This window comes from Daejeonella sp. (assembly GCF_017495225.1).
Taxonomy (GTDB): domain Bacteria; phylum Bacteroidota; class Bacteroidia; order Sphingobacteriales; family Sphingobacteriaceae; genus Daejeonella.
In genome coordinates this window covers 1-24,308 of sequence record NZ_JAFEIG010000035.1, presented here as the reverse complement: position 1 = coordinate 24,308, position 24,308 = coordinate 1, and the positions used below count along the sequence as shown (strand labels likewise).

Annotated in this window: 20 protein-coding genes; 13 read left to right on the top strand and 7 right to left on the bottom strand. The window is 37.0% G+C overall.

Annotated elements, in window-relative coordinates; all coding sequences use genetic code 11:
• Positions 1 to 280 precede the first annotated feature (280 nt).
• Entirely contained in the window at positions 281 to 1,489 is a 1,209-nt protein-coding gene (locus tag QZ136_RS13140) for a bifunctional 3,4-dihydroxy-2-butanone-4-phosphate synthase/GTP cyclohydrolase II (RefSeq protein WP_291404395.1), read from the top strand.
• A 5-nt stretch (positions 1,490 to 1,494) separates the two neighbouring features.
• Here QZ136_RS13140 and QZ136_RS13135 read toward each other — a convergent pair whose 3' ends face one another.
• Positions 1,495 to 5,958, bottom strand: coding sequence for a translocation/assembly module TamB domain-containing protein (locus QZ136_RS13135; protein WP_291404360.1), 4,464 nt, complete (start codon positions 5,956 to 5,958; stop codon positions 1,495 to 1,497).
• Positions 5,959 to 6,034: 76 nt separating this feature from the next.
• Between QZ136_RS13135 and tsaD the strand changes: the two genes are divergently transcribed.
• The 3 genes from tsaD (at position 6,035) to QZ136_RS13120 (ending at position 8,734) form a co-directional block, all read left to right on the top strand.
• A complete protein-coding gene (tsaD, locus tag QZ136_RS13130) occupies positions 6,035 to 7,033 on the top strand; it encodes a tRNA (adenosine(37)-N6)-threonylcarbamoyltransferase complex transferase subunit TsaD (protein ID WP_291404358.1) in 999 nt (332 codons plus the stop codon).
• A 51-nt stretch (positions 7,034 to 7,084) separates the two neighbouring features.
• Positions 7,085 to 7,255, top strand: a complete 171-nt coding sequence (locus QZ136_RS13125) for a hypothetical protein (protein WP_291404356.1) — start codon at positions 7,085 to 7,087, stop codon at positions 7,253 to 7,255.
• Positions 7,256 to 7,429: 174 nt separating this feature from the next.
• Complete coding sequence (locus QZ136_RS13120; RefSeq protein WP_291404354.1) at positions 7,430 to 8,734, top strand: acetylxylan esterase; 1,305 nt, start codon at positions 7,430 to 7,432, stop codon at positions 8,732 to 8,734.
• Positions 8,735 to 8,822: 88 nt separating this feature from the next.
• Here the strand turns inward: QZ136_RS13120 and recA are convergent, their stop codons facing one another.
• The 4 genes from recA to QZ136_RS13100 form a co-directional block, all read right to left on the bottom strand.
• Complete coding sequence (gene recA, locus QZ136_RS13115) at positions 8,823 to 9,833, bottom strand: recombinase RecA (RefSeq protein WP_291404352.1); 1,011 nt, start codon at positions 9,831 to 9,833, stop codon at positions 8,823 to 8,825.
• Positions 9,834 to 9,936: 103 nt separating this feature from the next.
• Positions 9,937 to 10,716 carry an endonuclease III gene (nth, locus tag QZ136_RS13110; protein ID WP_291404350.1) on the bottom strand — a complete coding sequence of 260 codons (780 nt, stop codon included), beginning with the start codon at positions 10,714 to 10,716 and terminating at the stop codon, positions 9,937 to 9,939.
• A gap of 74 nt (positions 10,717 to 10,790) precedes the next feature.
• Positions 10,791 to 10,982 carry a hypothetical protein gene (locus QZ136_RS13105; protein WP_291404349.1) on the bottom strand — a complete coding sequence of 64 codons (192 nt, stop codon included), beginning with the start codon at positions 10,980 to 10,982 and terminating at the stop codon, positions 10,791 to 10,793.
• A gap of 65 nt (positions 10,983 to 11,047) precedes the next feature.
• Entirely contained in the window at positions 11,048 to 11,644 is a 597-nt protein-coding gene (locus QZ136_RS13100) for a sigma-70 family RNA polymerase sigma factor (protein WP_291404347.1), read from the bottom strand.
• A 233-nt stretch (positions 11,645 to 11,877) separates the two neighbouring features.
• Between QZ136_RS13100 and uvrA the strand changes: the two genes are divergently transcribed.
• Entirely contained in the window at positions 11,878 to 14,679 is a 2,802-nt protein-coding gene (uvrA, locus tag QZ136_RS13095) for an excinuclease ABC subunit UvrA (RefSeq protein ID WP_291404345.1), read from the top strand.
• A 32-nt stretch (positions 14,680 to 14,711) separates the two neighbouring features.
• On the opposite strand, the gene QZ136_RS13090 is transcribed toward uvrA, so the two are convergent.
• On the bottom strand, positions 14,712 to 15,941 hold the full coding sequence (locus QZ136_RS13090; RefSeq protein WP_291404343.1) for an SGNH/GDSL hydrolase family protein: 1,230 nt from the start codon (positions 15,939 to 15,941) through the stop codon (positions 14,712 to 14,714).
• Positions 15,942 to 15,965: 24 nt separating this feature from the next.
• On the opposite strand from QZ136_RS13090, the gene QZ136_RS13085 reads away from it, so the two are divergent.
• From QZ136_RS13085 to QZ136_RS13050, 8 genes are all read left to right on the top strand, one after another.
• Entirely contained in the window at positions 15,966 to 17,243 is a 1,278-nt protein-coding gene (locus QZ136_RS13085) for an MFS transporter (RefSeq protein WP_291404340.1), read from the top strand.
• A gap of 87 nt (positions 17,244 to 17,330) precedes the next feature.
• Entirely contained in the window at positions 17,331 to 17,774 is a 444-nt protein-coding gene (locus tag QZ136_RS13080; protein ID WP_291404338.1) for an Rrf2 family transcriptional regulator, read from the top strand.
• Between the two features lie 228 nt (positions 17,775 to 18,002).
• Positions 18,003 to 19,169: an aminotransferase class I/II-fold pyridoxal phosphate-dependent enzyme gene (locus QZ136_RS13075; protein ID WP_291404336.1), complete on the top strand. Its 1,167-nt coding sequence runs from the start codon at positions 18,003 to 18,005 to the stop codon at positions 19,167 to 19,169.
• Positions 19,170 to 19,174: 5 nt separating this feature from the next.
• Positions 19,175 to 19,873: a phosphoadenylyl-sulfate reductase gene (locus tag QZ136_RS13070; RefSeq protein WP_291404334.1), complete on the top strand. Its 699-nt coding sequence runs from the start codon at positions 19,175 to 19,177 to the stop codon at positions 19,871 to 19,873.
• 42 nt (positions 19,874 to 19,915) lie between these two features.
• On the top strand, positions 19,916 to 20,821 hold the full coding sequence (gene cysD / locus QZ136_RS13065) for a sulfate adenylyltransferase subunit CysD (RefSeq protein WP_291404332.1): 906 nt from the start codon (positions 19,916 to 19,918) through the stop codon (positions 20,819 to 20,821).
• A gap of 1 nt (position 20,822) precedes the next feature.
• Complete coding sequence (locus QZ136_RS13060; RefSeq protein ID WP_291404330.1) at positions 20,823 to 22,073, top strand: GTP-binding protein; 1,251 nt, start codon at positions 20,823 to 20,825, stop codon at positions 22,071 to 22,073.
• A gap of 30 nt (positions 22,074 to 22,103) precedes the next feature.
• The gene (locus QZ136_RS13055) at positions 22,104 to 22,523 is read left to right on the top strand and encodes an OsmC family protein (RefSeq protein WP_291404328.1); all 420 of its coding nucleotides are present in this window, start codon (positions 22,104 to 22,106) and stop codon (positions 22,521 to 22,523) included.
• Between the two features lie 176 nt (positions 22,524 to 22,699).
• Positions 22,700 to 23,239 (top strand): YceI family protein, encoded by a 540-nt coding sequence (locus QZ136_RS13050; protein WP_291404326.1) that lies wholly within the window; start codon positions 22,700 to 22,702, stop codon positions 23,237 to 23,239.
• Between the two features lie 185 nt (positions 23,240 to 23,424).
• Here the strand turns inward: QZ136_RS13050 and QZ136_RS13045 are convergent, their stop codons facing one another.
• The gene (locus QZ136_RS13045; RefSeq protein WP_291404324.1) at positions 23,425 to 24,006 is read right to left on the bottom strand and encodes a transposase; all 582 of its coding nucleotides are present in this window, start codon (positions 24,004 to 24,006) and stop codon (positions 23,425 to 23,427) included.
• Positions 24,007 to 24,308: the final 302 nt, after the last annotated feature.

Here is a 24,308-nt window from a genome sequence, read left to right as displayed (position 1 = left end):
CCTACTAAGTACTACGTACTATTTATCGCTCCTCCGGTTGGTCTTGTCACCGTACCAGTCCTCTAGCGTTCATTTTTTACTCAAATCTCAAATCTCACATCTCAAATCTCATATCTCCCCTCTCACATCTAAAAAAATAAATTGCAAACCACTGACCTATTTACAGGCAAATGAAATCTTTGATGCAAAAAAATGCGTAAATTTGCGCCCTATTTACAGCGCTCGTTTTTTCAGATTTAAACATTTCTATCATCTGAAAGAACCTGCAAAACAGGCCAAAATTATGTTTAACACGATTGAAGAAGCAATAAACGATATCAAAGAAGGTAAAGTTATTATTGTTGTTGATGATGAGGACAGAGAAAATGAGGGTGATTTCTTAACAGCAGCTTCTAATGCTACTCCAGAAATTATAAATTTTATGGCTACTCATGGCCGTGGTTTAATCTGCGCGCCTCTAACAGATGAACGTTGTAAAGACCTCCGTCTCGATTTGATGGTTGGCAATAACACCGCAGCATACGAGACTAATTTTACAGTATCGGTTGACCTTATCGGTCATGGTTGTACTACCGGTATATCAGCCTCTGATCGCTCAAAAACTATTTTAGCCCTAATCGACCCTAAAACTAGTCCCGAAGAACTCGGACGCCCAGGTCATATCTTCCCATTAATCGCCAAACAAGGTGGCGTACTCCGCAGAGCAGGGCATACCGAAGCAGCAGTGGATTTGGCAACTTTAGCGGGACTTGAACCTGCGGGTGTATTAGTAGAAATACTAAAGGAAGATGGCGAAATGGCTCGCTTACCCGATCTTTTAATCATCGCCAAGCAATTCAATCTTAAAATAGTTAGTATTAAGGATTTAATTTCCTATCGCTTAAAAACAGAATCGCTTATCAAAAAAGAGGTTTCTGTGAAATTACCTACGCAATGGGGTGATTTTGAAATGGTAGCCTATTCTCAAATTACTACTGGTGATCAGCATTTGGCCCTAATTAAAGGTAGCTGGGAAGAGGATGAGCCTGTTTTAGTGAGGGTACATAGCTCATGCATCACAGGCGATATTTTTGGCTCCTGCCGCTGCGATTGCGGACCCCAACTTCACAAAGCCATGGAAATGATCGAAAAAGAGGGTAAGGGTGTAATAATTTATATGAATCAGGAAGGTCGTGGGATCGGCTTAATTAATAAGCTGCATGCCTATAACCTTCAAGAAAATGGCCTAGATACAGTAGATGCCAATCTGCAATTGGGATTCCCAATGGATCAACGCGATTATGGAATTGGTGCACAAATTCTTAGGAGCTTAGGCATCAAAAAAATGAGATTGATGTCTAATAATCCAACAAAACGCTCCGGATTAATTGGATATGGTTTAGAGGTTGTTGATAATGTTCCAATTGAAATCCAATCGAATATCCATAATGAACTTTATCTAAAAACTAAGCGCGATAAGATGGGGCATACCATCATGAAAAATATTTAACAGGCTTAATCTTTTTTAATTTCTGGCTCTTCTGGTTTAATCGCATTAATGTCCTGAAGAGCCTTTTTCTTTTCTTTGCTACGCTCTTCTTTTCGCTTTTCCCCAACTAAAATACCCAAGAGCTCCTTGAAACTGTCGAAATCTTTACGGTAAACTAGGCCAATAGCACTAACATATTCGTTACTAGTTGACAGATTACTTAAAAAACTCCTATTATTTAATTTATTTGATGCACGAAGAACCCAATCGCCATTTTTCTTTAAAAGGTAAATTGCCTCTACATCGCGTGCAATAAGTGAATTGCCTCCTATCACCGAAAAATCTGAAAATGTACTCGTGCTATTTAGTCTGTTAGTAAATCCACCAGTTAATATTAAACGGTCTTTTAAGAAGCGGAATGATGCTCCAGCCTCATTTAGGGACCTAATATTTAAATCCACAAAATTTAAATTTAATGATTGGGAAAGTATGGTGTTTAACTGATTGAAAAACAATTCCGATCCTGCACTAATAACCGTAGATGTGGCGAGTCCTCCAATGCCATTGCTCTGATCTGCACTGCCCGCAAAAGAACGTCTTACAATTAAACTCAAAGCCTGTTGATTGGTATTGTTTACATCACTCAGGTAGGATTGAAGCTCATCCTTAATATAAGCATTTGCTGGAAAATTAATATCAAAAGAAATATTGGGAGTCATTAATGGTCCGCTTAGATTCATTACCGCCTCACTAGCAACCTTTTGATTGTCTTCACTTGCTCGCCCTGCCGCTAAATAAAGTGGCGCTATGGCTGTTCTTACCTCATACAATGCTTTTAAATTGATTGTGGCCTCCACAGGATCGCCCGTCCAGCGGATGGAACCACCCTCGCTAATCTTAAATACTTTATTGATGAAATCTTGTGCCGTAAACTGAAATTTACCGCTGCTGATGAGGTAATCACCATACATCTCAAAATCGCCGAGTGAGGTAATATTTAAACTTAATTCCGATTCTCCTCTTCCTGATAATCTACCCAAATCAGTAAAAATATTCACTTCCGAATTCTCATCTACCTGCAGATTGAAATCCATCGTCAGCCCTTTGAATGAGGTTTCCTTTGGTTTATTTAAACTGGTATCTGAAGACACAAAAGTGATAAAATCATTTTTACTAACCGTGGCAGATGAGTTTAGTGGGATGTTGAAAACAGTTCCAGCCTCAGTTTTCGCATTTATATCTATGCGCATATCGTTTGTTGGTCCGTTAAAACTGAAAAGCCCTGTTCCATAAGCAACGCCATAATAAAGCGGATTGTCTTTGGATGTGGTATTCAAGGCCATAAACTTGTTTGCCCTAATGTCTATATGGATTTCTGGATTATTAGGATTTGCCATATCAACCGTTCCATTAGCAATGGCCTCATTATTTTTAATGTCCTTTATTTTCAGATTTTTTAGTTTTATGACACTGTTCTCCACCTCAACTTGATCATTAATCCTATAAGGTGTTTTCAGGTAATTAACCGTCATTCCTGCATTAATCAAAGAGAGGCTACCATTTATTTGCGGATTATTAAGTTTACCAGTAACGCTTAAATCTGCAGAGACCTGTCCTTTCATATTAGATATCAAGTGCTTCAACAAGGGTTGAAAAATAACAACTTCATTGTTGTTCATCATTACCTTCATATCCAGACTGTTTTGATCAGGGTTGGCATTATAAGTACCATCTATTTCTAGATTTTTTCTACCCTTATCAACAATATCCACTTTAACATTGATCAGATTTGTGGAATTATCTACTCCAGCAGTCATGTTTAGATCACCAATCGCTAAATTATTGTAATTAAGGCTATCTATTCTTATTCCTGCTTCTAGTTTTGGGGTCGATTTTAGTGAAGATAAAGTGGCCTTTCCATTCAAAATTCCCCCCAAAGTAATACCTAATGGTTTACTCAATGGGTTTATAGATGCGAGCTTAAATTTGTTAAATCCTATAAATAGCTCATCTTCAGGTTTTTCGGAAATTATCCCATCTATAGTTAGCATTTGATTGTCTTTAAACAACTCAAATCCCGAAATTTTTGTCCGACGGAATAAATTGAAGTCTTCATCCTCCCCTCTACCTTCATCAAAACTGAAACTTACTTTTTCTTGGATTTTCCAAATTTCGTTGTTAATCAAAATGTCAGATGGTAAAACGCTCAGCTTAATTCTTTCTTCACCCTCCGCTTTAAACTCTACTAACGAGTTCAAATCCAGCTGGTTAATCGCACTTTTGTCGGATAGTTTTACGTTGAGGTTCAGACTGTCATTTCTCAGAATATTGGCAATGTTCACATTCTTGATGTACAAACTATCAGTAATGTCAATCCTTTCGGAGCTAATAAATAGGTTTAGCGCTTCGTCTGTTGTGCCCTCATCGATAATTAAATCATTGATCTTTATTTTATTGAATTGGATTAACTTGATGTATCCATTTAAGGTTGCAATATTTTTGCTTGAGACAAACTTTCCTGTAAAACTTGCTTGCTCCGGAATTTTTAAATCCGGAATGAAAAGCATGCTTATAGGGGCGAAATACTTAATATTTAAGCTAAATGTGAAATCTTGCTGCCCAGGTTTTATAAAGTTTAATCCCGATGAAGGAATATACTTGCTTATTACCGATTTAAAGTATGAAGGGAATGTTTTTAAGTCGTACTGCCCTTTAATGCTCGCATCCAAAATGTCTGAACCAATGCTTAATGAACGGTTTGTCCCGATGCCTTCTGCTCTTAAATTTACAGAATCAACAATAAATGAATTTATGGGATTACTTATTTGAATTCTGTTGGCCGAAACAAAACCTTCAATATTGTCTAAATTAGTCCCAGAAAAATTCGTAACCAACTCCGCATCCAACTGAATGGTATCCTTCGTGAAATTTAATTTTTGAAGGTTTGCAGCCCCAATCAAAGCAGTGAAATTGTATATCGGGTTTTTAGGATTTAAGTCTATTTTCCCATTAAAATCCAGATCTATATTGCTGTCTTTTACTTTTACTAATCCCGTAAAAATTTTATTGATGAATTTTCCATCCAAATCAATATTGCTGTATCGGTAACTATTATACTCGAAATATTGAACTTTACTCTGTATGTTTTCTTGTAAGGTGTTGATATTAAATCCTTTACCGCTTATCTTAGCACTAAGACTTGTTCTTCCTAATTTTGTTAAACCTGCCAATTCGCCCACGTTGAAATCAATTGCTTTCAATGTTCCTTCATAGCTTGGAACATTATCTTTCCCAAATGTCATGTTGATATCACTAGCTAAGCGCCCAAGCTTCGTTTTAAATTCTCCGAATGATATAAAATCATTGATAAATCCTGTAAAACGACCTTGGTAATTGATGGTTCCTAGTTTGGTTGCAAATTCAGGTATGAGCGACTTTTTATTCCCCCTTGCTCTGGAAATGATGAAATCAAGGTCTTTTTTATTGGTAGATATCTGCTCAAAATTCAAATCCATTAAGGTTTCCTTAATCTTGGGCAGGCCTTTTATCGAAAAATCTCCTTTTACATAAGTTGCTTGTCCGCTTTGAATAATTAAGTCTTTTGCCTTCAAATTATTGACATATCCCGAAACTTTTCCATTGAATTGAAGTAGAACAGTAGATTTTGCCAAATTAGGTGAGAAAAATGCAATATCCGAACTATTTAACTTCGAATTCTTGAAATTTGACTCCATGAACACCTTACTGTTGAACTTATTGAAGTCCTTAAAACTCGAATACTTCATCAGGAAATAATCGCTTATTTTACTGTTTTTGGTTTCAAGAATTAAATCCTTGAACTCCATTTGATTGCTGTCTATTGTTGCATTGCTTGTCAGATTTTTTAAATAAAAGCCGCTTTTTTCTCTGAAAGTCATGTTTTTCACACTCATTTTAGCGAGATGATTTTTGGTGTCAAGGCCAGTGATGATTGTGCTAAAATTACTTAAATAGATATCATCAAAGTTTACACCATTTATTGCATTCAAATTATTGTAATTCTTGTATTTGAAGGAAATATTGTTCAAAACAATCTTGTCTAAAACCAAATCGAGGGATTTCCCTTTCTTGCCTGTTCCTTTTTTTGCAGGCTTAAAATAGTTTATAATAAATGTAAGGTTCGTGCTATTATCTTTAAACTGCTTTAAATAGAACTTCCCATTATCCATTTGCACCGATTTGACAGAAATTTTTTGAAGGTCGAATGGAATATAATTCAGCTCTAGCTTAAACTTCGGTGAGAATAGGAGGGTATCCTTCGACAAATCCTCCACATACAGTGAGTCTAGCTCAACAGCTTTAAAAGATTTAACGTGCAATGCTCCTACATAAACCTTGGTCTTCCAGTCGCGTGAAAGCTTTTCAGCTGCTTTTTTTGCCAAATATGTTTGTACAGGCTTAAATTGTAGTGAAATAAACAAGCCAATGAGCAACAATAAAAATGTTGTCATCACCCAAAATGCTATTTTTAGTCCTTTTTTGATAAATTTGTATTTAAATAATTTTAAACAATCTTAATTTATAGTTTTGGCAATTATCCTAGGCATTGAGTCTTCTTGTGACGATACTTCAGCATCCATCTGTATTGATGGTAAAATCTGCTCTAATATTATCGCTAATCAGGCTATCCATCAAAAATATGGTGGTGTAATTCCCGAATTGGCCTCAAGGGTTCATCAACAAAACATAATTCCTGCCGTTCATCAGGCAATTGCTGATGCAAAAATACACAAAAATGATATTGATGCGGTTGCTTTTACACGCGGACCAGGATTATTAGGTTCATTAATTGTAGGAACCTCATTTTCTAAAGCCTTTGCATTAGCAAATAACCTGCCACTTATTGAGGTAAATCACATGCAGGCGCATATTTTAGCTCATTTTATTGATAATAAGCCTTCATTCCCATTTATATGCCTAACTGTTTCTGGTGGGCATACACAAATTGTTTTAGTAAGGGATTATTTTGATATGGAGGTTGTGGGACAAACAACAGATGATGCTGCCGGCGAAGCTTTTGATAAAACAGCTAAATTGCTTGGCCTGCCTTATCCTGGCGGACCACTAATCGATAAGTATGCTAAGGAGGGTAATAAATTTGCATTTAAGTTTCCTGAGCCACAGATTCCCGGGCTTGATTTTAGTTTTAGCGGATTAAAAACATCAATTATGTATTTCGTGAGAGATAAGGTGAAAGAAGATCCCGATTTCTTACAAAATAATCTAGCAGATGTGTGTGCATCTGTTCAAGAACGTATTATTTCTATTTTGCTTAATAAACTTAAAAAAGCAGCAATACAATTTGATATTAATAATATTGCTATTGCAGGTGGGGTTTCGGCTAATTCTGGACTTAGAACTTCACTTAATCAAGTAGCAGAAGAGTTAAATTGGAACGTTTTTATACCTAAATTTGAATATTGTACTGATAATGCAGCAATGATTGCAATAGCAGGATACTATAAATTTCTAAATAAGGATTTTGTTGGACAAGATGTTGCTCCAATGGCCCGAATGAAGTTTTAATTTTTTTATGCTTCTCTAAAATTATAAAAAGAAGCTTTACAAATACATATTATGAGCGCAGTAAGTCTTATTTTCTATTTAGTTTTCTTAATTCCTTTAATAGGTTTATTGATTTGGGTAATGCGTCAAGATAAACGCAAAGGCAAAATAGGTCTATATATTCTCGCTTTTATTGTGATTGTGGGTGTTTGGTTCATGTACTTTATGACCAAGGGTAAATAATTGACCCTAAATTTCTTAAATTTAATTTGGCTCAATTCTTTTTGTGCTCTAAAATAAATTTGCTTTAAAGTCCTTTATTGTCGAATTTAACATTTAATAATTTTTAACCTACAGAAATTGGGAAGGACTTAATTGTCTTTTGCTTTCCTTATTTCTTGTATAACCTTTTATTAAATGGAAAAAATCAAATCTTTAGTATTTGTCATCTTGTTTTTTGTTTGTTCCTTGCAAGCTTATACTCAGCCTGTTGAGCAAAATGTAAAGCTTATAATTGCCCCAGATCATGCAAATTGGCAATACAATATTGGTGAAAAAGTCAAATTTAAAGTCTCAGTTCTCCAGTATGGTAACCCCCTGAAAAACGTGAAGGTAAAATATGAACTGGGACCTGAAAGAATGGCTAGTGAAGTCTCTGGTGCTCTTGAACTTGAGGATGGCCAGCATACTATCAGTGGTGGTACTATGACCACTCCAGGTTTTTATCGTTGTACTGTATCCGCCGAAGTTAATGGTAAAACCTATAAGGGTTTGGCTACTGTTGGCTTTAACCCAGATAAAATTAAACCTGCTGCAGAAACTATTCCTTCAGATTTTACACAATTTTGGGATGAATCTAAAGCTGAATTGGCCAAAATCCCTATGGATTCACGTATGACCTTATTGCCTGAACGCTCCACAGAAAAAGTGAATGTTTATCATGTTAGTTTTCAAAATTTTCGCCTTGGGAGCAGGATCTACGGAATTCTATGTGTCCCTAAAAAGGAAGGGAAGTATCCAGCATTGCTTAGAGTCCCAGGCGCTGGTGTAAGACCCTATAATGGGGATGTTGCCACTGCCGAGAAAGGTGTAATCACCTTAGAAATTGGTATTCATGGTGTGCCAGTAACCATGGATCCTAACGTTTATGCTAATCTAGCGGCCGGTGCATTGTCTGGATATCAATCCTCCAATCTCGACGACCGTGATCGTTATTATTATAAAAGGGTTTATATGGGCTGCATTCGCGCTAACGATTTCCTAACTTCACTTGCACAGTACGATGGTTCTACTTTGGGTGTAACAGGTGGCAGTCAGGGTGGTGCCTTATCCATCATTACCGCAGCTCTTGACTCTCGGGTTAAGTTTTTAGGCGCTTATTATCCAGCCTTAAGTGATTTGACTGGTTTTATGATTGGTCGTGCTGGCGGTTGGCCACATTTATTTAATAAGGGAAATGCTACGCAAACTAGTACAGCTGATAAGATTAAAACTAGCGCCTATTATGATGTGGTAAATTTTGCCAAATTGTTGAAAGTGCCAGGAATGTATAGCTGGGGATTTAACGATGAAACTTGTCCGCCTACATCCATGTATGCCGCTTACAACGTTATTTCAGCACCAAAAACACTGTTCATAGCTCAGGAAACTGGTCATTGGCTTTATCCCGAGCAGCGTGAAAATATGGAAAGCTGGCTCCATAAGCAGTTGAAAGTAAATTAAGCTTTTACCTTTTTGCATAAAAAAAGCCCGCATTAATAATGCGGGCTTAGTGAAAATATTTTAAGAATTGCCTTTAATTTTTGAAAGACTATTCCTTTTCTTCAAGCTTGTCAGCTGTTACAGTGTCCTTGATTTTTGCTTCAAGCTCATCCATCAAATCTGGGTTATCGAGCAATAATTGCTTTACAGCATCACGCCCCTGACCTAATTTTGTATCGCCATAGCTAAACCATGAGCCTGCTTTTTTAATAATTTCAAAGTCAACACCTAGGTCGATAATCTCCCCCGCCTTCGAAATCCCTTGTCCGAACATAATGTCAAACTCAGCAATTCGGAAAGGTGGAGCCAATTTGTTTTTCACAACTTTAACCTTCGCTCTGTTTCCTGAAACTTCGTCGGTATCTTTAATTTGTGAAATACGACGTATATCTAAACGTACAGAAGCATAAAATTTAAGGGCATTACCACCTGTTGTTGTTTCAGGACTGCCAAACATCACACCAATCTTATCACGTAACTGGTTGATGAAAATACAGCAACATCCAGTCTTTGAAATTGTGCCCGTTAATTTACGTAAGGCTTGCGACATTAAACGAGCATGTAAACCCATTTTTGAATCACCCATCTCACCCTCAATCTCAGCTTTTGGTACTAAAGCAGCAACAGAGTCGATTACGATGATGTCAATAGCACCTGAACGTATCAAATTGTCAGCAATTTCTAATGCCTGTTCACCATTATCCGGTTGTGAAATCAATAAGTTTTCAATGTCAACACCCAGTTTACTAGCATAAAACTTATCAAAAGCATGTTCCGCATCAATAAATGCCGCAATACCACCTTTTTTCTGTGCTTCAGCTATCGCATGGATGGCAAGTGTAGTTTTACCGGAAGATTCCGGACCGTAAATTTCAATAACACGACCCTTTGGTAGTCCGCCAATACCCAATGCAATATCAAGACTTATGGAACCGGTTGAAATAGACTCAATCGCCTCCACTGCATTATCGCCTAACTTCATAACGGTGCCTTTTCCGTATGATTTTTCAAGTTTATCCAGCGTAAGCTGTAAAGCTTTTAATTTATCTGCGTTGCTCATTTTTTTAGTTTATCGTCCTCAAAAATAAAAATTTATTTTATAAATGCTAAAAATTTTATCAAAATGTGTTAATATTTTTAGTAAACGGTTTTCAATATATTGATTAATTGATTATTTTATTCTTGTTTTTTTCTTTTGCAGCCATTTTCTTCAAAATACTGCCCGTCTTCTTTGCCGCTTGCTTCTTTTTTAATTCGCGCTTCTTTTTTAATTCTAAAGCCTCCGCTTTTTTTAGTGCACCCTCGGTCTGACTTTGGGCAAAATATTTGCAAATGCTTGATAATGGGCATATTGTACACTTCGGACTACGAGCTAAACAGACGTACCTGCCATGTAAAATAAGCCAATGATGGGCAATGTGTATTTTTTCCTTGGGAAGAAATTCTACCAATTGCTTTTCTACTGCAAGTGGTGTTTTAGCATTTCTTGTTAATCCAATGCGATTAGAAACTCTAAATACATGCGTATCAACAGCCATTGCTGGAGCGCTAAATATCACCGATGCAATTACATTGGCTGTTTTTCGGCCTACGCCTGGTAAAGTTTGAAGGTCTTCAATTGATGATGGCACTTCACTGCCAAAATTATGTACCAGCTTTTCGGCCATCCCAACCAAATGCTTTGCCTTATTATTAGGGTAACTAACGCTCCTTATATATCCAAAGACTTCCTCAGAATTGGATTGAGCCAGACTCTCGGGTGTTGGAAAACGCTCAAATAGTTTAGGTGTAACTTGATTGATTCTTTTATCGGTACATTGTGCTGATAATATTACTGCTACCAATAACTGATAGGGGTTCTCATAATGTAATTCGGTCTCCGCTTCTGGCTGATGGGAAGCGAAATATTCAACAAAGGCTTTATATCTGTCTTTTCTTAACACAGTACAAATATAGTCCTCTAAACATCAAACATTCTCACAAAAAAGACCAAATTTTTATTTGGCCTTTCTGATTTTTATACTGATTTGGAGTAATTTACTATTTTATTGATAATTTCTGGATTAGGATCCTCAAGCATCGCATTTAAATCGGGCACAATGGATGAATAAAAAGACTGATCCTCAGCATTAAGTTCCTCCAAATTAGGGTCAATATCTGATTTTGTCTCTTGTAAAGAGTTCGTTTCTGGAGTAGTAATTTCTATCATACGCAATCTTATTTTTAATTAAAACGCATTTAAGATAGGAATGTTTTACCGAGAAAATATATTTTTTAAATATTCTTTAATGCCAATTCCTTTGTTTGCATCATTTTCCTTAAATTATTTAAGGCATAGCGCATTCTGCCCAATGCTGTGTTGATGCTTACACCCGTGATATCCGAAATTTCTTTGAAACTTAGTTCCCCAAAATGGCGCATAATTAATACTTCTTTCTGCTCCGAAGGAAGTAAATGTATTAATACCCTTAAATCTTTGTGGTTTTGCTCTCTTATCATACGATCTTCAGTGCTTTCATCATGCACCTTGATCACGTCGAAAATATCAAAACCCTCCACATTGGCTACCATCGGCTTGCGCTTTTCTTTTCTGAAGTGATCTATTACAAGATTATGCGAAATACGTATCACCCAGGGCAAAAATTTACCCTCTTCATTATACTTTGAAGTTTTGAGGGTATTGATAACCTTTATAAATGTATCTTGGAAAATATCCTCTGCTAAGTAGGAATCCTTTACTAAATGGTAAATTGATGTGTATATTTTGGATTTATGTCTGCGAATAAGTTCCTCCAGACTCGCTTCATGCCCATTAATGTATTGCTGTACCAAATCTTGGTCACTTATCGAACGAATATCAGTATTACTCATAATTAATTCTTGTTGATGTAGATAATTAAATCTGTTTGAGTATAGTTTATTCGATAGAATTCCTCCTTTAATTGTAAAATGAAATAGTGTAATACTTGATTTAAGCAAAAATTTTGCCAAAATTAAATTTTAATCAAAATCATTCTATATTAAGCTCTTATAGCCGTATTTTTGCAATTCGAAATATCGGGTTTACCAATATATACGAGTTAAAAGCAGTGTTAAGTTCTACAATGAATAAAGAAGCGGAAAGAGATCCAAAAAAATATATTATTATCAAAGGTGCGAGGGTTCATAATTTAAAGAATATTGACGTCGCTATTCCTAAAAATAAACTCGTAGTCATTACCGGAATGTCTGGTTCTGGAAAATCGTCTTTAGCCTTTGATACGCTTTATGCGGAAGGACAGAGGCGATATGTAGAAAGTTTATCATCTTATGCCCGTCAGTTTATGGGCCGAATGAATAAGCCCGATGTGGATTATATTAAAGGTATTGCTCCCGCTATTGCCATTGAACAAAAGGTAATTACAAGCAATCCTCGTTCAACAGTTGGTACTTCCACCGAGATTTACGATTATCTAAAATTACTGTTCTCTCGTATTGGGAAAACTATTTCTCCTATTTCGGGTAGGGAGGTTAAAAAAGATACCGTTACCGACCTAATTAACTTTATTGCTACTCTTGAAGAGGGTACTTCAGTAACTGTGTCGTGCCCCTTACATCCTCATAACGACCGTTCTCTAAAGGAAGAGCTTGCAGTTTTGCTTCAAAAAGGCTTTACCCGTGTTTTAATTAACGATAAACTATCCAAAATTGAAGATATCTTGGATGATCAATCGAGCGGAAATATTATCTCTGGCAATGATGTTGCCATTCAAATTGTAATTGATCGGGTTTCTGTGGCTGATGATGAGGAAACTTTAAGCCGCACAGCTGATTCTGTACAAACAGCTTTTTTTGAAGGTCGTGGCGATTGCTATCTCGATGTAAACGGTCAAAAACATTTTTTTTGCGATCGTTTTGAACTTGATGGGATACGCTTCGAAGAACCTTCCCCCAATTTCTTTAGTTTTAATAATCCTTTTGGTGCTTGTAAACGATGTGAAGGCTATGGCCGTATTGTGGGTATCGATGAGGATCTAGTGGTTCCTGATAAAAGTAAATCTGTTTTTGATGGCGCCATTGCTCCTTGGAGGGGCGAAAAAATGGGCGAATGGCTTAATCGTCTCGTGAAAAATGCCTTGAAATTTGATTTCCCTATCCATCGCGCTTATAATCAGCTTACAGCAGAGCAGAAGCAGTTGCTGTGGACCGGTAATCAATATTTCAGCGGGTTAGATGATTTTTTTAAGGAGTTAGAAGCTCAAACCTATAAAATACAATACCGAGTGATGCTTTCTAGATATCGTGGTAAAACGAATTGCCCTGAATGCCTTGGTAGCCGACTCCGACAGGACGCTTCGAACGTCAAAATTGCGGATCTTTCGATTACCGATATTGTGCTTATGCCACTTGATAAGGCATTGGATTTTTTCTCAAATCTAGAGCTTGATCCTGTAAGATTGAAAATCTCTAAGCGCTTGCTTATGGAAATTACAAACCGCATCAAATTCTTAAATGATGTGGGATTGAGCTATTTAACTCTTAATAGGCTGTCAAATACGCTTTCTGGTGGTGAATCGCAACGTATTAATTTAGCAACTTCTTTAGGGAGCTCGCTGGTGGGATCGGTTTATGTGCTTGATGAACCTAGCATTGGATTGCACCCGCGTGATACCCAGCGTCTTATTGAGGTCTTGATGTCGCTTCGTAATGTTGGAAATACCGTTCTTGTGGTTGAACATGAGGAAGAAATCATGAAAGCTGCAGATCATATTATTGATATCGGTCCTGAAGCGGGGACTCATGGGGGTAATTTAGTCTTTACGGGGACTTTCTCCGAGATATTGAAATCTGAAGAGAGCCTTACCGGCCAATATTTAAGTGGAAAACAATCTATCGCTATCCCAGCAACTCGTAGAAAATGGAGCGATTTTATCGAAATTAAGGGAGCAAGAGAAAATAATCTTCAACATGTGGATGTTAAGTTTCCTCTTAATGTATTGACTGTAGTTTCGGGGGTTTCTGGTTCGGGTAAGACTTCTTTGGTAAAACGTATTTTGCAACCTGCTGTACAAAAGGCAATTGGCAATTATTCGGGAGAGCAAACAGGGGCTTACGATTCTATTGATGGCGATTTTAATAAAATTGAGCAGGTAGAAATTGTAGATCAAAATCCAATTGGCCGATCTTCACGTTCTAATCCTGTTACTTATGTGAAGGCCTGGGATGAAATTCGTAATTTATTTGCTTCTCAAGGGGCAGCAAAAGCATCGGGACTAAAACCTTCGGCATTTTCATTCAATGTGGAGGGTGGAAGATGTGATGTTTGTCAGGGTGAAGGTGAAGTGAAAATTGAAATGCAATTTATGGCGGATATCTACCTTCCTTGTGAAGCATGTGATGGAAAACGCTTTAAACAGCATGTGCTGGATGTAACTTATAAGGATAAAAACGTGTTTGAAGTGCTTGATATGACCATCGATGAGGCACTCGAGTTTTTCCATTCGGAAGCCAAAATTGTAGCCAAAATAAAGCCTCTTGCTGATGTGGGCTTAGGTTATGTTCATTTGGGACAATCATCAAATACGCTTTCTGGTGGTGAAGCGCAAAGGATTAAATTAGCTTCATTCTTAGTAAAAGGCAATAATAGCAGTAAAACACTCTTTATTTTTGATGAACCAACTACGGGACTTCATTTTCACGATATCAAGAAATTGCTTAAATCTTTTGATGCTCTCATAGAACAAGGGAATACCATTATCGTAATTGAACATAATATGGATGTTATCAAATGTGCCGACTGGATCATAGATATCGGTCCCGGAGGTGGAAATAATGGTGGTAATGTTGTTTTTGAAGGTGTGCCGGAAGAGTTAATAAAAGTAGAAAACTCCTTTACAGGAAACTTCCTGAAAGAGCGATTTGAATAATTCAAGAGCGAATAAATCGCTTTTTTCTTGTTTTATTCAGTTTTTATTCGTATATTCTTTTTGTTGAATTCTTTTATTAAGTGATCTGCCATGCGCATATAACCTAAATCGGTTAGGTGTACACCATCAACAGTAGCTTCATTATCATTGCCAATAGCATTTTTAGCAGAGATGTAGTGTATGTTTTTCATGCCCAATTTTTGCAGTTTCTCAAATTCTGCTTTTAAAGCGTCATTTTTATCTTGAATTAATTTTCTAGTGGCCTCCTCATAAAAGATTTTAGAGTATTCAATGTTCTCTACAAATACAATGGGTGTATTTTCATTACCTGCTCTCAAATTTTGTGCAAGGGGCCCAACACGCTCAGTCACTTCAGCAACAGTCATGTTTGGCAGACAGTCAATTACGTAAAATGAGGCCTTGATGCCAGCAATAACATCTACAACAGCACTTTCCATTTTCCCATTCCCACTAAATCCTAAATTGATGCAATCTACATCCATTTTCCTTGAAATAATTGTCGTATAGGCCATTCCCGTACGAGATGCACATCCACCTTGAGTGATGCTTGTCCCATAAAAAACAATAGGCAATTTATTGCTAGCCATAGGCTTTTCTATGCTCGCCAGACTGTCAATTCCAATCTCCAATTTAGTCACACCATCGTAAAGAGGCAGCCAGACTTTAAACTCACGATTTTCTTTCGAAAGGGTACTTACCAGACCAGCCTCATTGTTTTTCCCAGTTGGTTTCCCAGTATTTACATATTTCCATTCTCCATTTACGCGTGTGTATAAATCTACCCCCTTGATGCCTGTTTCAGCCATGTGGTTCATTCGGGTATCATTTAAAAGATCCCATTTAATCTTTATCTGGCTTGAGTTAGAAAAAAATCTAATCGTAATTCCCGCCGAATTTTTAGATAGATCCCAAACCGCTTTTCTTACTTTTTCTTTAGATGCAAGGGGTAGCCTATCATAGGGGCTTTCCTTTTCCTGTTCAGGGATGCCACTTCCTTCAATGATAAAATGCTCTTTCCCATAATAAATAATTTTATCCTGCTTAAGGCTCACATTTTGTGCGAAAATGTTGCAATTAAGGCAAATTACAAGAAGAGTAAGTAGAATTTTATTCATGGTTTTGTTTTGATTAAATATAGTTGATTTTTTTAATTCGGCACAGATTATGCGGAACTGATCAATTATTGCTTGTGAAAGCGATTTTTGAGAGATAAAAAGCCTTTTTTGCGTATCTTGCTCCATATTTTATGAAATTTTAATAATGCCATGGGCCTAAGTATTGCATCAACTCAAAAGACTTTTAAGCTTTCGGCTTATGAAATTTTTGTAGTTGTTATATTGGCTTTAACACAGTTTACCGTTGTTCTAGACTTTATGGTCATGTCTCCTTTGGGGGATATGTTGATGAAATCTATGGGACTAAGCACTACTCAATTTGGGTTATCTGTTTCAGCTTATGCCTTTAGTGCGGGGATTTCAGGATTGCTAACGGCCGGTTTTGCAGATCGTTTTGACCGCAAAAAATTATTAATCTTTTTTTACCTAGGCTTCATCGCTGGAACACTTTTTTGTGGCTTAGCCCAAAACTACCCCCAACTTTTGGCCGCCAGAATTTTTACCGGAATATTTGGTGGGGTAATCGGGTCCATATCTATGGCTATTGTTACTGATCTTTTTATCATTGAAAAAAGAGGAAGGGTAATCGGTTACCTTCAAATGGGATTTGGCGCTAGCCAGGTTCTTGGAATTCCTATCAGTTTATATATCGCTAATTATTGGGGTTGGCAATCTCCGTTTTTTATGATTGTTGTTTTGGCAATAACTATTTGCTTTTTCACATTAATTAAGCTTAAACCTGTAAGGGAACATCTCCACATTAAATCTGAACGTAATGCCGTTGCCCATTTATGGCATACTTTATCTCAAAAAAAGTATAGAATCGGGTTTTTAGCAACAGCATTTCTTTCGCTTGGCGGATTTATGATGATGCCATGGGGAAGTGCTTTTGCCATCAATAACCTTCATGTTAGTGCCCAGCAATTGCCTATCTTATACATGGTTTCGGGTATTACTGCCCTAATTATTATGCCCATTATCGGGAAACTTAGTGATCGTTTCGATAAGTTTACCATTTTTAGCATCGCCTCCATTTTTCTAAGTGTGGTGGTGATTATTTATACTAATCTTGGTCCCGTAGCCTTTTGGATTGTAATTGTTATGAATCTAGGTTTTATGATCGGAATTATGAGTAGAATGGTGCCAGCAGTAGCTTTAAGTTCAGCACTTCCCGAAAAACAAGATCGTGGCGCATTTATGGGAATTAATGCTTCATTGCAGCAAATAGCTGGGGGACTAGCAGCTGCATTTGGAGGCTTAGTGGTTGTACAAAAAGATAAATTTAGTCCGCTAGAAAATTATGATACCCTTGGCTACATTATCGTTTTCCTTTCTATAGTCTCTATTTTTTTATTGCTTCGTGTCAGTAATTTGCTTAAAAGGACTGATTTAGGACAAAAAGAACAAGTATTAAAGGATGCCCTTTAATGAGCATTTCAATTCCTCGAAAATCGATTCATTAATTTATAAAAAGAATTTCCGTTAATTTGTTCTAAGAAATATCCTAAATAGAATATGCTTTCAAAAAAGACGCGATATGCAATAAAAGCCCTTGTTATCTTGGGTAAAAATTTTGGTGAAGCACCCATGCAGATCCAAAAAATTGCTTCGGAAGAACATATTCCTAAAAAATTTCTAGAACAAATATTGTTGGACCTGAGGAATGCGGGGCTGCTGTATAGTAAAAAAGGGGCTGGGGGTGGCTACGGACTAGTAAAAGATCCTGCAGAGATTTTTGTTGTTCAAGTTTTACGCCTTACCGGTGGTCCCATAGCACTTCTGCCTTGTGTAAGTCTCAATTTTTATCAACGCTGTGAAGAATGCTCAAATGAAGCAACATGTGGCGTTCGTGATGTGTTTTTGGAAGTTAGAAATGCCACTTTGAAAATTTTAAGTGAGACTAGCATTGCTGATGTAATCCGCCGTGAAGGACATTTATTAGATAATTTAAAGGTTTAAACCTTTTTTTTCAAATAAAGTCTACTAAATCTATATACATTATTCTATTTTTGTAATTGCATTTAATTATCCATCAATATCAATTCGTTTTATATTGAGAAGAATAAACATGATTAATATCAAATATTAATTTGATAGTGCTAAATAAAGAAGCTGAAACATCAATATTTAAGATTTTAGGCTTAATTGCGATAATTTTATTTAATTAGCTCAAAATCTTCAATAAAAATGAAAGAACAATCCAAATTAATTCGTACTCAAGTAGCTCGCTCATCAAATAGAGAGCATTCTGTACCTCTATATTTAACATCTAGCTTTGTATTTGATGATGCAGAACACGGTAGAGCCATGTTTGCGGAAGAGATTGAGGGCAATATTTATTCTCGCTATTCTAACCCAAACACGACCGAATTTATTGAAAAGGTTCGTGATTTTGAAGGTGCTGAAGCAGGATTGGCTTTTTCTACGGGAATGGCAGCAGTTTTTGCTTCAATTGCCGGCTTATTGCGAAGTGGTGATCATATCGTAGCCTTTCGTTCCATTTTTGGATCTACGCATCAACTTTTTACAGTTTTATTGCCTCGCTGGGGAATCACAACTACTTATGTAGATGCCTCCAAGCCTGAGGAATTTGAAGCTGCGCTACGCCCAGAAACGAAAATGGTTTTCCTAGAAACGCCATCAAATCCTGGTTTAGAGCTGGTAGATTTAGAATGGTTGGGACAACTAAAGAAAAAGCACAACTTTATTTTGAACGTTGATAATTGCTTTGCCACCCCATATTTACAAAAACCTATTCATTTTGGTGCCGATTTGGTGAGTCATTCGGCTACAAAATACATGGACGGACAAGGTAGAGTGCTAGGAGGAGTGGTGGTTGGTCGCAAAGATTTGATGAAGGAACTTATGTTTTTCATCAGGCATACAGGCCCAGCAATGTCGGCATTCAATGCATGGACGATCTCCAAAAGTCTTGAAACACTTTCGGTACGCATGGACAGACATTGTTCAAATGCATTAAAAGTGGCCGAAACATTGGAGCAACATTCAGAAGTTGAACTTGTACGCTATCCGTTTTTACCTTCGCATCCTCAATATGAATTGGCTAAGCGCCAGATGAAGCAGGGAGGTGGGATAGTTACATTTATCGTTAAGGGAGGTTTTGATCGCGCTAAGCGATTTATGGATGCTCTGCAAATGATTCGTTTGTCTCCAAATTTAGGTGATACTAGGTCGATTGTTACTCATCCAGCATCTACCACTCATTCTAAATTAAGTGATGTAGAACGTGCTCAAATAGGAATCTATCCTGGGAGCATTCGTATCTCTGTGGGATTAGAGGATATCGATGATATCCTAAATGATTTAACAAATGCACTTAATCAATCAAAATAGTAAAAATGGATAAATCAGTTGAAATATTAGCGGAAATAGCAGGATTAAGCATCGAAGAATCGCTTCGAAAAATGGTGGAGTGCTTTCCTGGGAAAGTTATATTTTCAACAAGTTTTGGCTGGGAAGATCAGGTGATTTCTCACATCATTTTTACTAATAAATTAGATATTAAAGTTTTTACGCTTGAAACAGGGCGATTATTTCCAGAGACTTACTATGTCTGGAACCGTACAATTGAGCGTTATGGCGTAGCAATTGAAGCTTATTATCCTCATACAGAGCAAGTTGAAAAAATGGTTTCTGAAAAGGGCCCATCTAGTTTTTATGAATCGGTAGCCAATAGAAAGGAATGCTGTGGAATCAGAAAAATTGAACCTCTCAAACGTGCTTTAGCAGGAAATTCGTTGTGGATTACAGGTATTCGTGCTGAGCAGTCGCCTAACCGTGAAGACATGCATGCTGTGGAATGGGATGCCGCAAATGGATTACATAAATTTCATCCCATTTTTAACTGGACCTTGGAGCAGGTTAAGGATTATATTAAAATCTATAATATTCCTTATAATCCATTGCACGACAAGGGATTCCCGAGCATTGGATGCGCACCTTGTACTCGCGCAGTGAAAGATGGTGAAGATTTTAGAGCCGGTCGTTGGTGGTGGGAAGATCAGGATAAAAAGGAATGTGGCTTACATTCTTCTTAAGTGAAATTGATAATCTGATGCGCTCGCATCAATAATGAAAATATGAATAAACAAGACACTACGTATTTAGACCAGTTGGAGGCCGAAGCGATTTTTATTTTGCGCGAGGTTGCCGGACAGTTTGAGAGGCCTGCTCTTCTTTTTTCGGGAGGGAAGGATTCGATTACATTGGTCAGACTTGCAGAAAAGGCTTTTAGGCCGGGTAAATTCCCATTTCCTTTGGTACATATTGATACAGGGCATAATTTTCCTGAAACCATCAGCTTTAGGGATGAGATGATTGTTCGTATAGGCGAAAAATTGATTGTAGGCCATGTACAAGACTCGATTGATCAAGGTAAGGTTATTGAGCAGAAAGGAAAGAATGCGAGCAGGAACGCCTTGCAAACGGTTACATTGCTTGATACTATTGCTGAAGGTAAGTTTGACGCATGTATTGGTGGTGCTCGTAGAGATGAGGAAAAGGCAAGGGCGAAAGAACGTATTTTTTCTGTTCGCGATGAGTTTGGTCAATGGGATCCAAAACGTCAGCGTCCAGAATTATGGAATATTTTCAATGGTAAGATTCACCCTGGTGAAAATGTTAGGGTTTTCCCAATCAGCAATTGGACGGAGTTAGATGTTTGGAATTATATCCGTAGAGAGAAAATTGAATTACCATCAATATATTTTGCACATCAAAGAGATGTGATTACTAGGAATGGCCAGTTAATGGCTGCTGCCGATTGTTTGAATATGGATGCGGAAGATAAAATTGAACGTAAAAATGTTCGTTTTAGAACGGTAGGCGATATGACCTGCACAGCCGCTGTAGAGTCGGATGCGGATCAAATTGATGATATCATCGAAGAGATTAAACGGTCCAAAATTAGTGAAAGAGGGGCCCGTATGGATGATAAAGTGTCGGAAGCTGCCATGGAAGATCGTAAGAAGGGAGGCTATTTTTAATATGGATTTACTGAAATTTTTTACTGCCGGTAGTGTGGATGATGGCAAAAGCACTTTGATTGGTCGCTTGCTATACGATAGCGAATCTATTCTTGCTGATCAACTCGAAGCTTTACAACAGTCGAATCGTAAAAATGATGATGGAACGATTGATTTGGCTATTTTAACCGACGGACTAAAAGCTGAGCGGGAGCAAGGAATTACCATTGATGTAGCCTATAAATATTTTCAGACGGAGCGTCGAAAGTTTATAATTGCGGATACTCCAGGCCATATTCAATACACTCGTAACATGGTTACAGGTGCTTCTAACTCCGATTTGGCGATTATTTTGGTAGATGCTCGCAATGGGGTAGTTGAGCAAACTGTTAGGCATTCTTTCCTAGTTTCTTTGTTAGAGCTAAAACATGTGGTGGTGTGTATCAATAAAATGGATATGCTTGATTATAGCGAAAATGCTTTCAATGCTATTCGTGAAGCCTATGCCGAAATTGCTCAGAAATTACAGCTTAAAGAGGTGACTTATATCCCTGTTAGTGCTTTGAAAGGCGACAATATTGTGAATAGATCCCAAAACATGCCTTGGTATGATGGGGAAAGTCTTTTAGGTCATTTGGAAAGCATCGAAGTAAATGAGGATAAAAAATCTGCGCAAGCAAGAATGCCAGTCCAGTGGGTTATTCGCCCTCAAACGGATGAGCTGCACGATTATCGCGGATATGCAGGTAGGATTTTAAGTGGAAGTTTCCGAATTAACGATAAAATTACCGTGCTTCCTTCGGGCATAAAATCTGAAATTAGCAAGATTGAAATCAATATGCAGGAGCAAGATGTGGCGTTAGTTGGCTCATCTGTAACTATTCATTTAAAGGATAATATTGATATCGGTAGGGGTGATATTTTGGTGAATTCTTCCCATGAACCTATTCTTTCTCAATCTATTGAGGCCGATTTATGCTGGATGGATACTAAAGTGCTCGACCCTTCAATCATGTACCTTTTACAACATAATAGTAAGCTTACTAAATGTAAAATTCGCGAAATTCTTTATAGAGTGAATATCAATACCTTAGAGAAAGTAGATGCGGATAGCTTCCAATTGAATGATATTGGGAGAGTGAGCATCCGGACTGCCGAGCCGCTCGCTTTTGATTTATACCAGGAAAATAAATTGAATGGGGGGGCTATTTTGATTGATCCTCGTACAAATCTTACTGTTGGGAGTTTGATGTTTCGTGCGAATGCTGAGTAAATTCTTTAAATTGCGCAAAAATAGAAGATCGTGAAAGTAGAATTAAAGAGAGTAAATGATGCAGTGCACTTTGAAGCATCGGCACCTTCATCAAGCGTAAAAGTTCATATTGATGGCTCGCCTGAACTGGGCGGCGAAGGCTTAGGTGTTAGACCCATGGAAATGGTTTTGATGGCTTTGGCTTCATGTAGCGCCTTGGATTTGGTATCTATTTTGAAAAAACAAAAACAAGATCTTAAAGATTTTTCTGTAAGTGTGGAAGGGCAGCGTAGAGAAGAGTTGCCACCAGTGTTTACCAAAATTGACATGACTTTTACCCTCAAGGGGGATATTGATCCCGCCAAAGCTGAACGTGCCGCCGAATTAGCAGTTAAAAAATACTGTTCAGTGCATGATATGCTTGTTGCTGGTGGAGTAGAAATTAATTATACGATTGATATCGTAAAATAAAGGCAACTAGTAATATAATCATTTTTTTTGATATTTCAAAGGGGCTATAGGCCCCTTTTTTATTGTTTAGGCTTGTTTTTAAGCAATTCTGATATGACCTTAAAATTACATGTTTAAACATCTATTTTTCTATCTTTGTATTTTGAAATGAATTATTTAACTAAAAAATATAAAATATGGAATCAGCAGTAAAAACAAATTGGCTTATTGACCCAATGCATTCGGAGGTTCACTTTAAGGTGAAGCATTTAGTTATTTCAACGGTTACTGGAACTTTTAAATCTTTTGAAGGTGCGCTTGAAACATCAACAGCAGATTTTCAGGATGCTTCCATTCAATTTTCAATGGATGTAAACAGCATTGATACAAATCAGGAGCAAAGAGATGTGCATTTAAAGTCGGCCGACTTTTTTGATGCGGAGCAGTTCCCAAAAATTTCTTTCAAATCAACTTCATTTAAGAAGGATGGTGACGATTACGCTTTAACTGGCGATTTAACCGTTAAAAATGTAACCAAGCAAGTTAAATTAGACGTTGAGTTTGGTGGTGTTGCAACAGATTTTTACGGAAATAAAAAGGCAGGTTTTGAAGTTACAGGTAAAATTAGTCGTAAAGAATTCGGATTAACTTGGGATGGTATCACCGAAGCCGGAGCAATTGTTGTGGGTGATGATATCAAATTAAGTATGAATATTCAGCTTGCAAAACAGGCTTAATAGCTATAAAATTTCAAATGAAGCTGCTCTGAAAAGGGTGGCTTTTTTTGTTAAAAATTAGTTGAGAGTTATCAGTTGAGAGTTGTCAGTTAAGAGTTGTCAGTTTGTGCATGCCTGAATAGCCTTGACCGTTTTTAGTCAAAGTAAGCTAATTGTTTTTTTTAATCTTTCTCTATAACGAAAATTTAATTTTCTTTATAATTAGGGTTAGTGAACTTATTAAAAATATCTTGATTCCAGAGTTTAGGATTTTCTGTGATATATTTATTTATGAGATCATATTTTCTGGAATCATTAACAATTCGATTATGAAATGACCTTTGCCACGAAAAAGAGTAATTGCCTGCCAAATGTATTGATTTTGATGTGGTGGTTTTAAATGCTCCTATTAATGATGAAACGGATTTTATTTTCGGTAGGGACAGGTCGCGACCTGTCCTATTTATGGGTGAAGTTGACAGGTCGCGACCTGTCCTCTTTGCGGTGTTGGAGGACAGGTCGCGACCTGTCCCTACGACGATTTCAAATAAAATATGTACATGGTTAGGCATAACTACGGAATTATGTAAGGAAATATATGGATACTGTTTTTCTAACCATAAAATTTGATTTTGAGCAATTAATCCAAATTCGTTTAAGTCCATCACATCATTTATCACTTCTCCAAAATGATGAACTCTTCCTTTACAGCAAGATGTTATGAAATAAATCCCTTCACTAGCATAATTGAAATTTTGTTTCCTGTTACTTTTTCTAGATCTCATCATTGGAAATTTTAATCATGTAATGCTTTTTGTATTTGTGCATTTGCATGTAAGAAAAGGTAGAAAAAACATTTTTAGAAAAATTCGATTTTTTAGGGATCGGAGGAGATTTTTTAGGGAACGGTTATGCATTCGCGCCGTAGGGACAGGTCGCGACCTGTCCTCTTCAAAAAACAAATATATTTAATTCGAATATGTTGTTGGTTTAGATTACGATAGATATCAAATAAAATTATTTGCAATTAATATTCCGTAGGGACAGGTCGCGACCTGTCCTCTTCAAAAAACAAATATATTTAATTCGA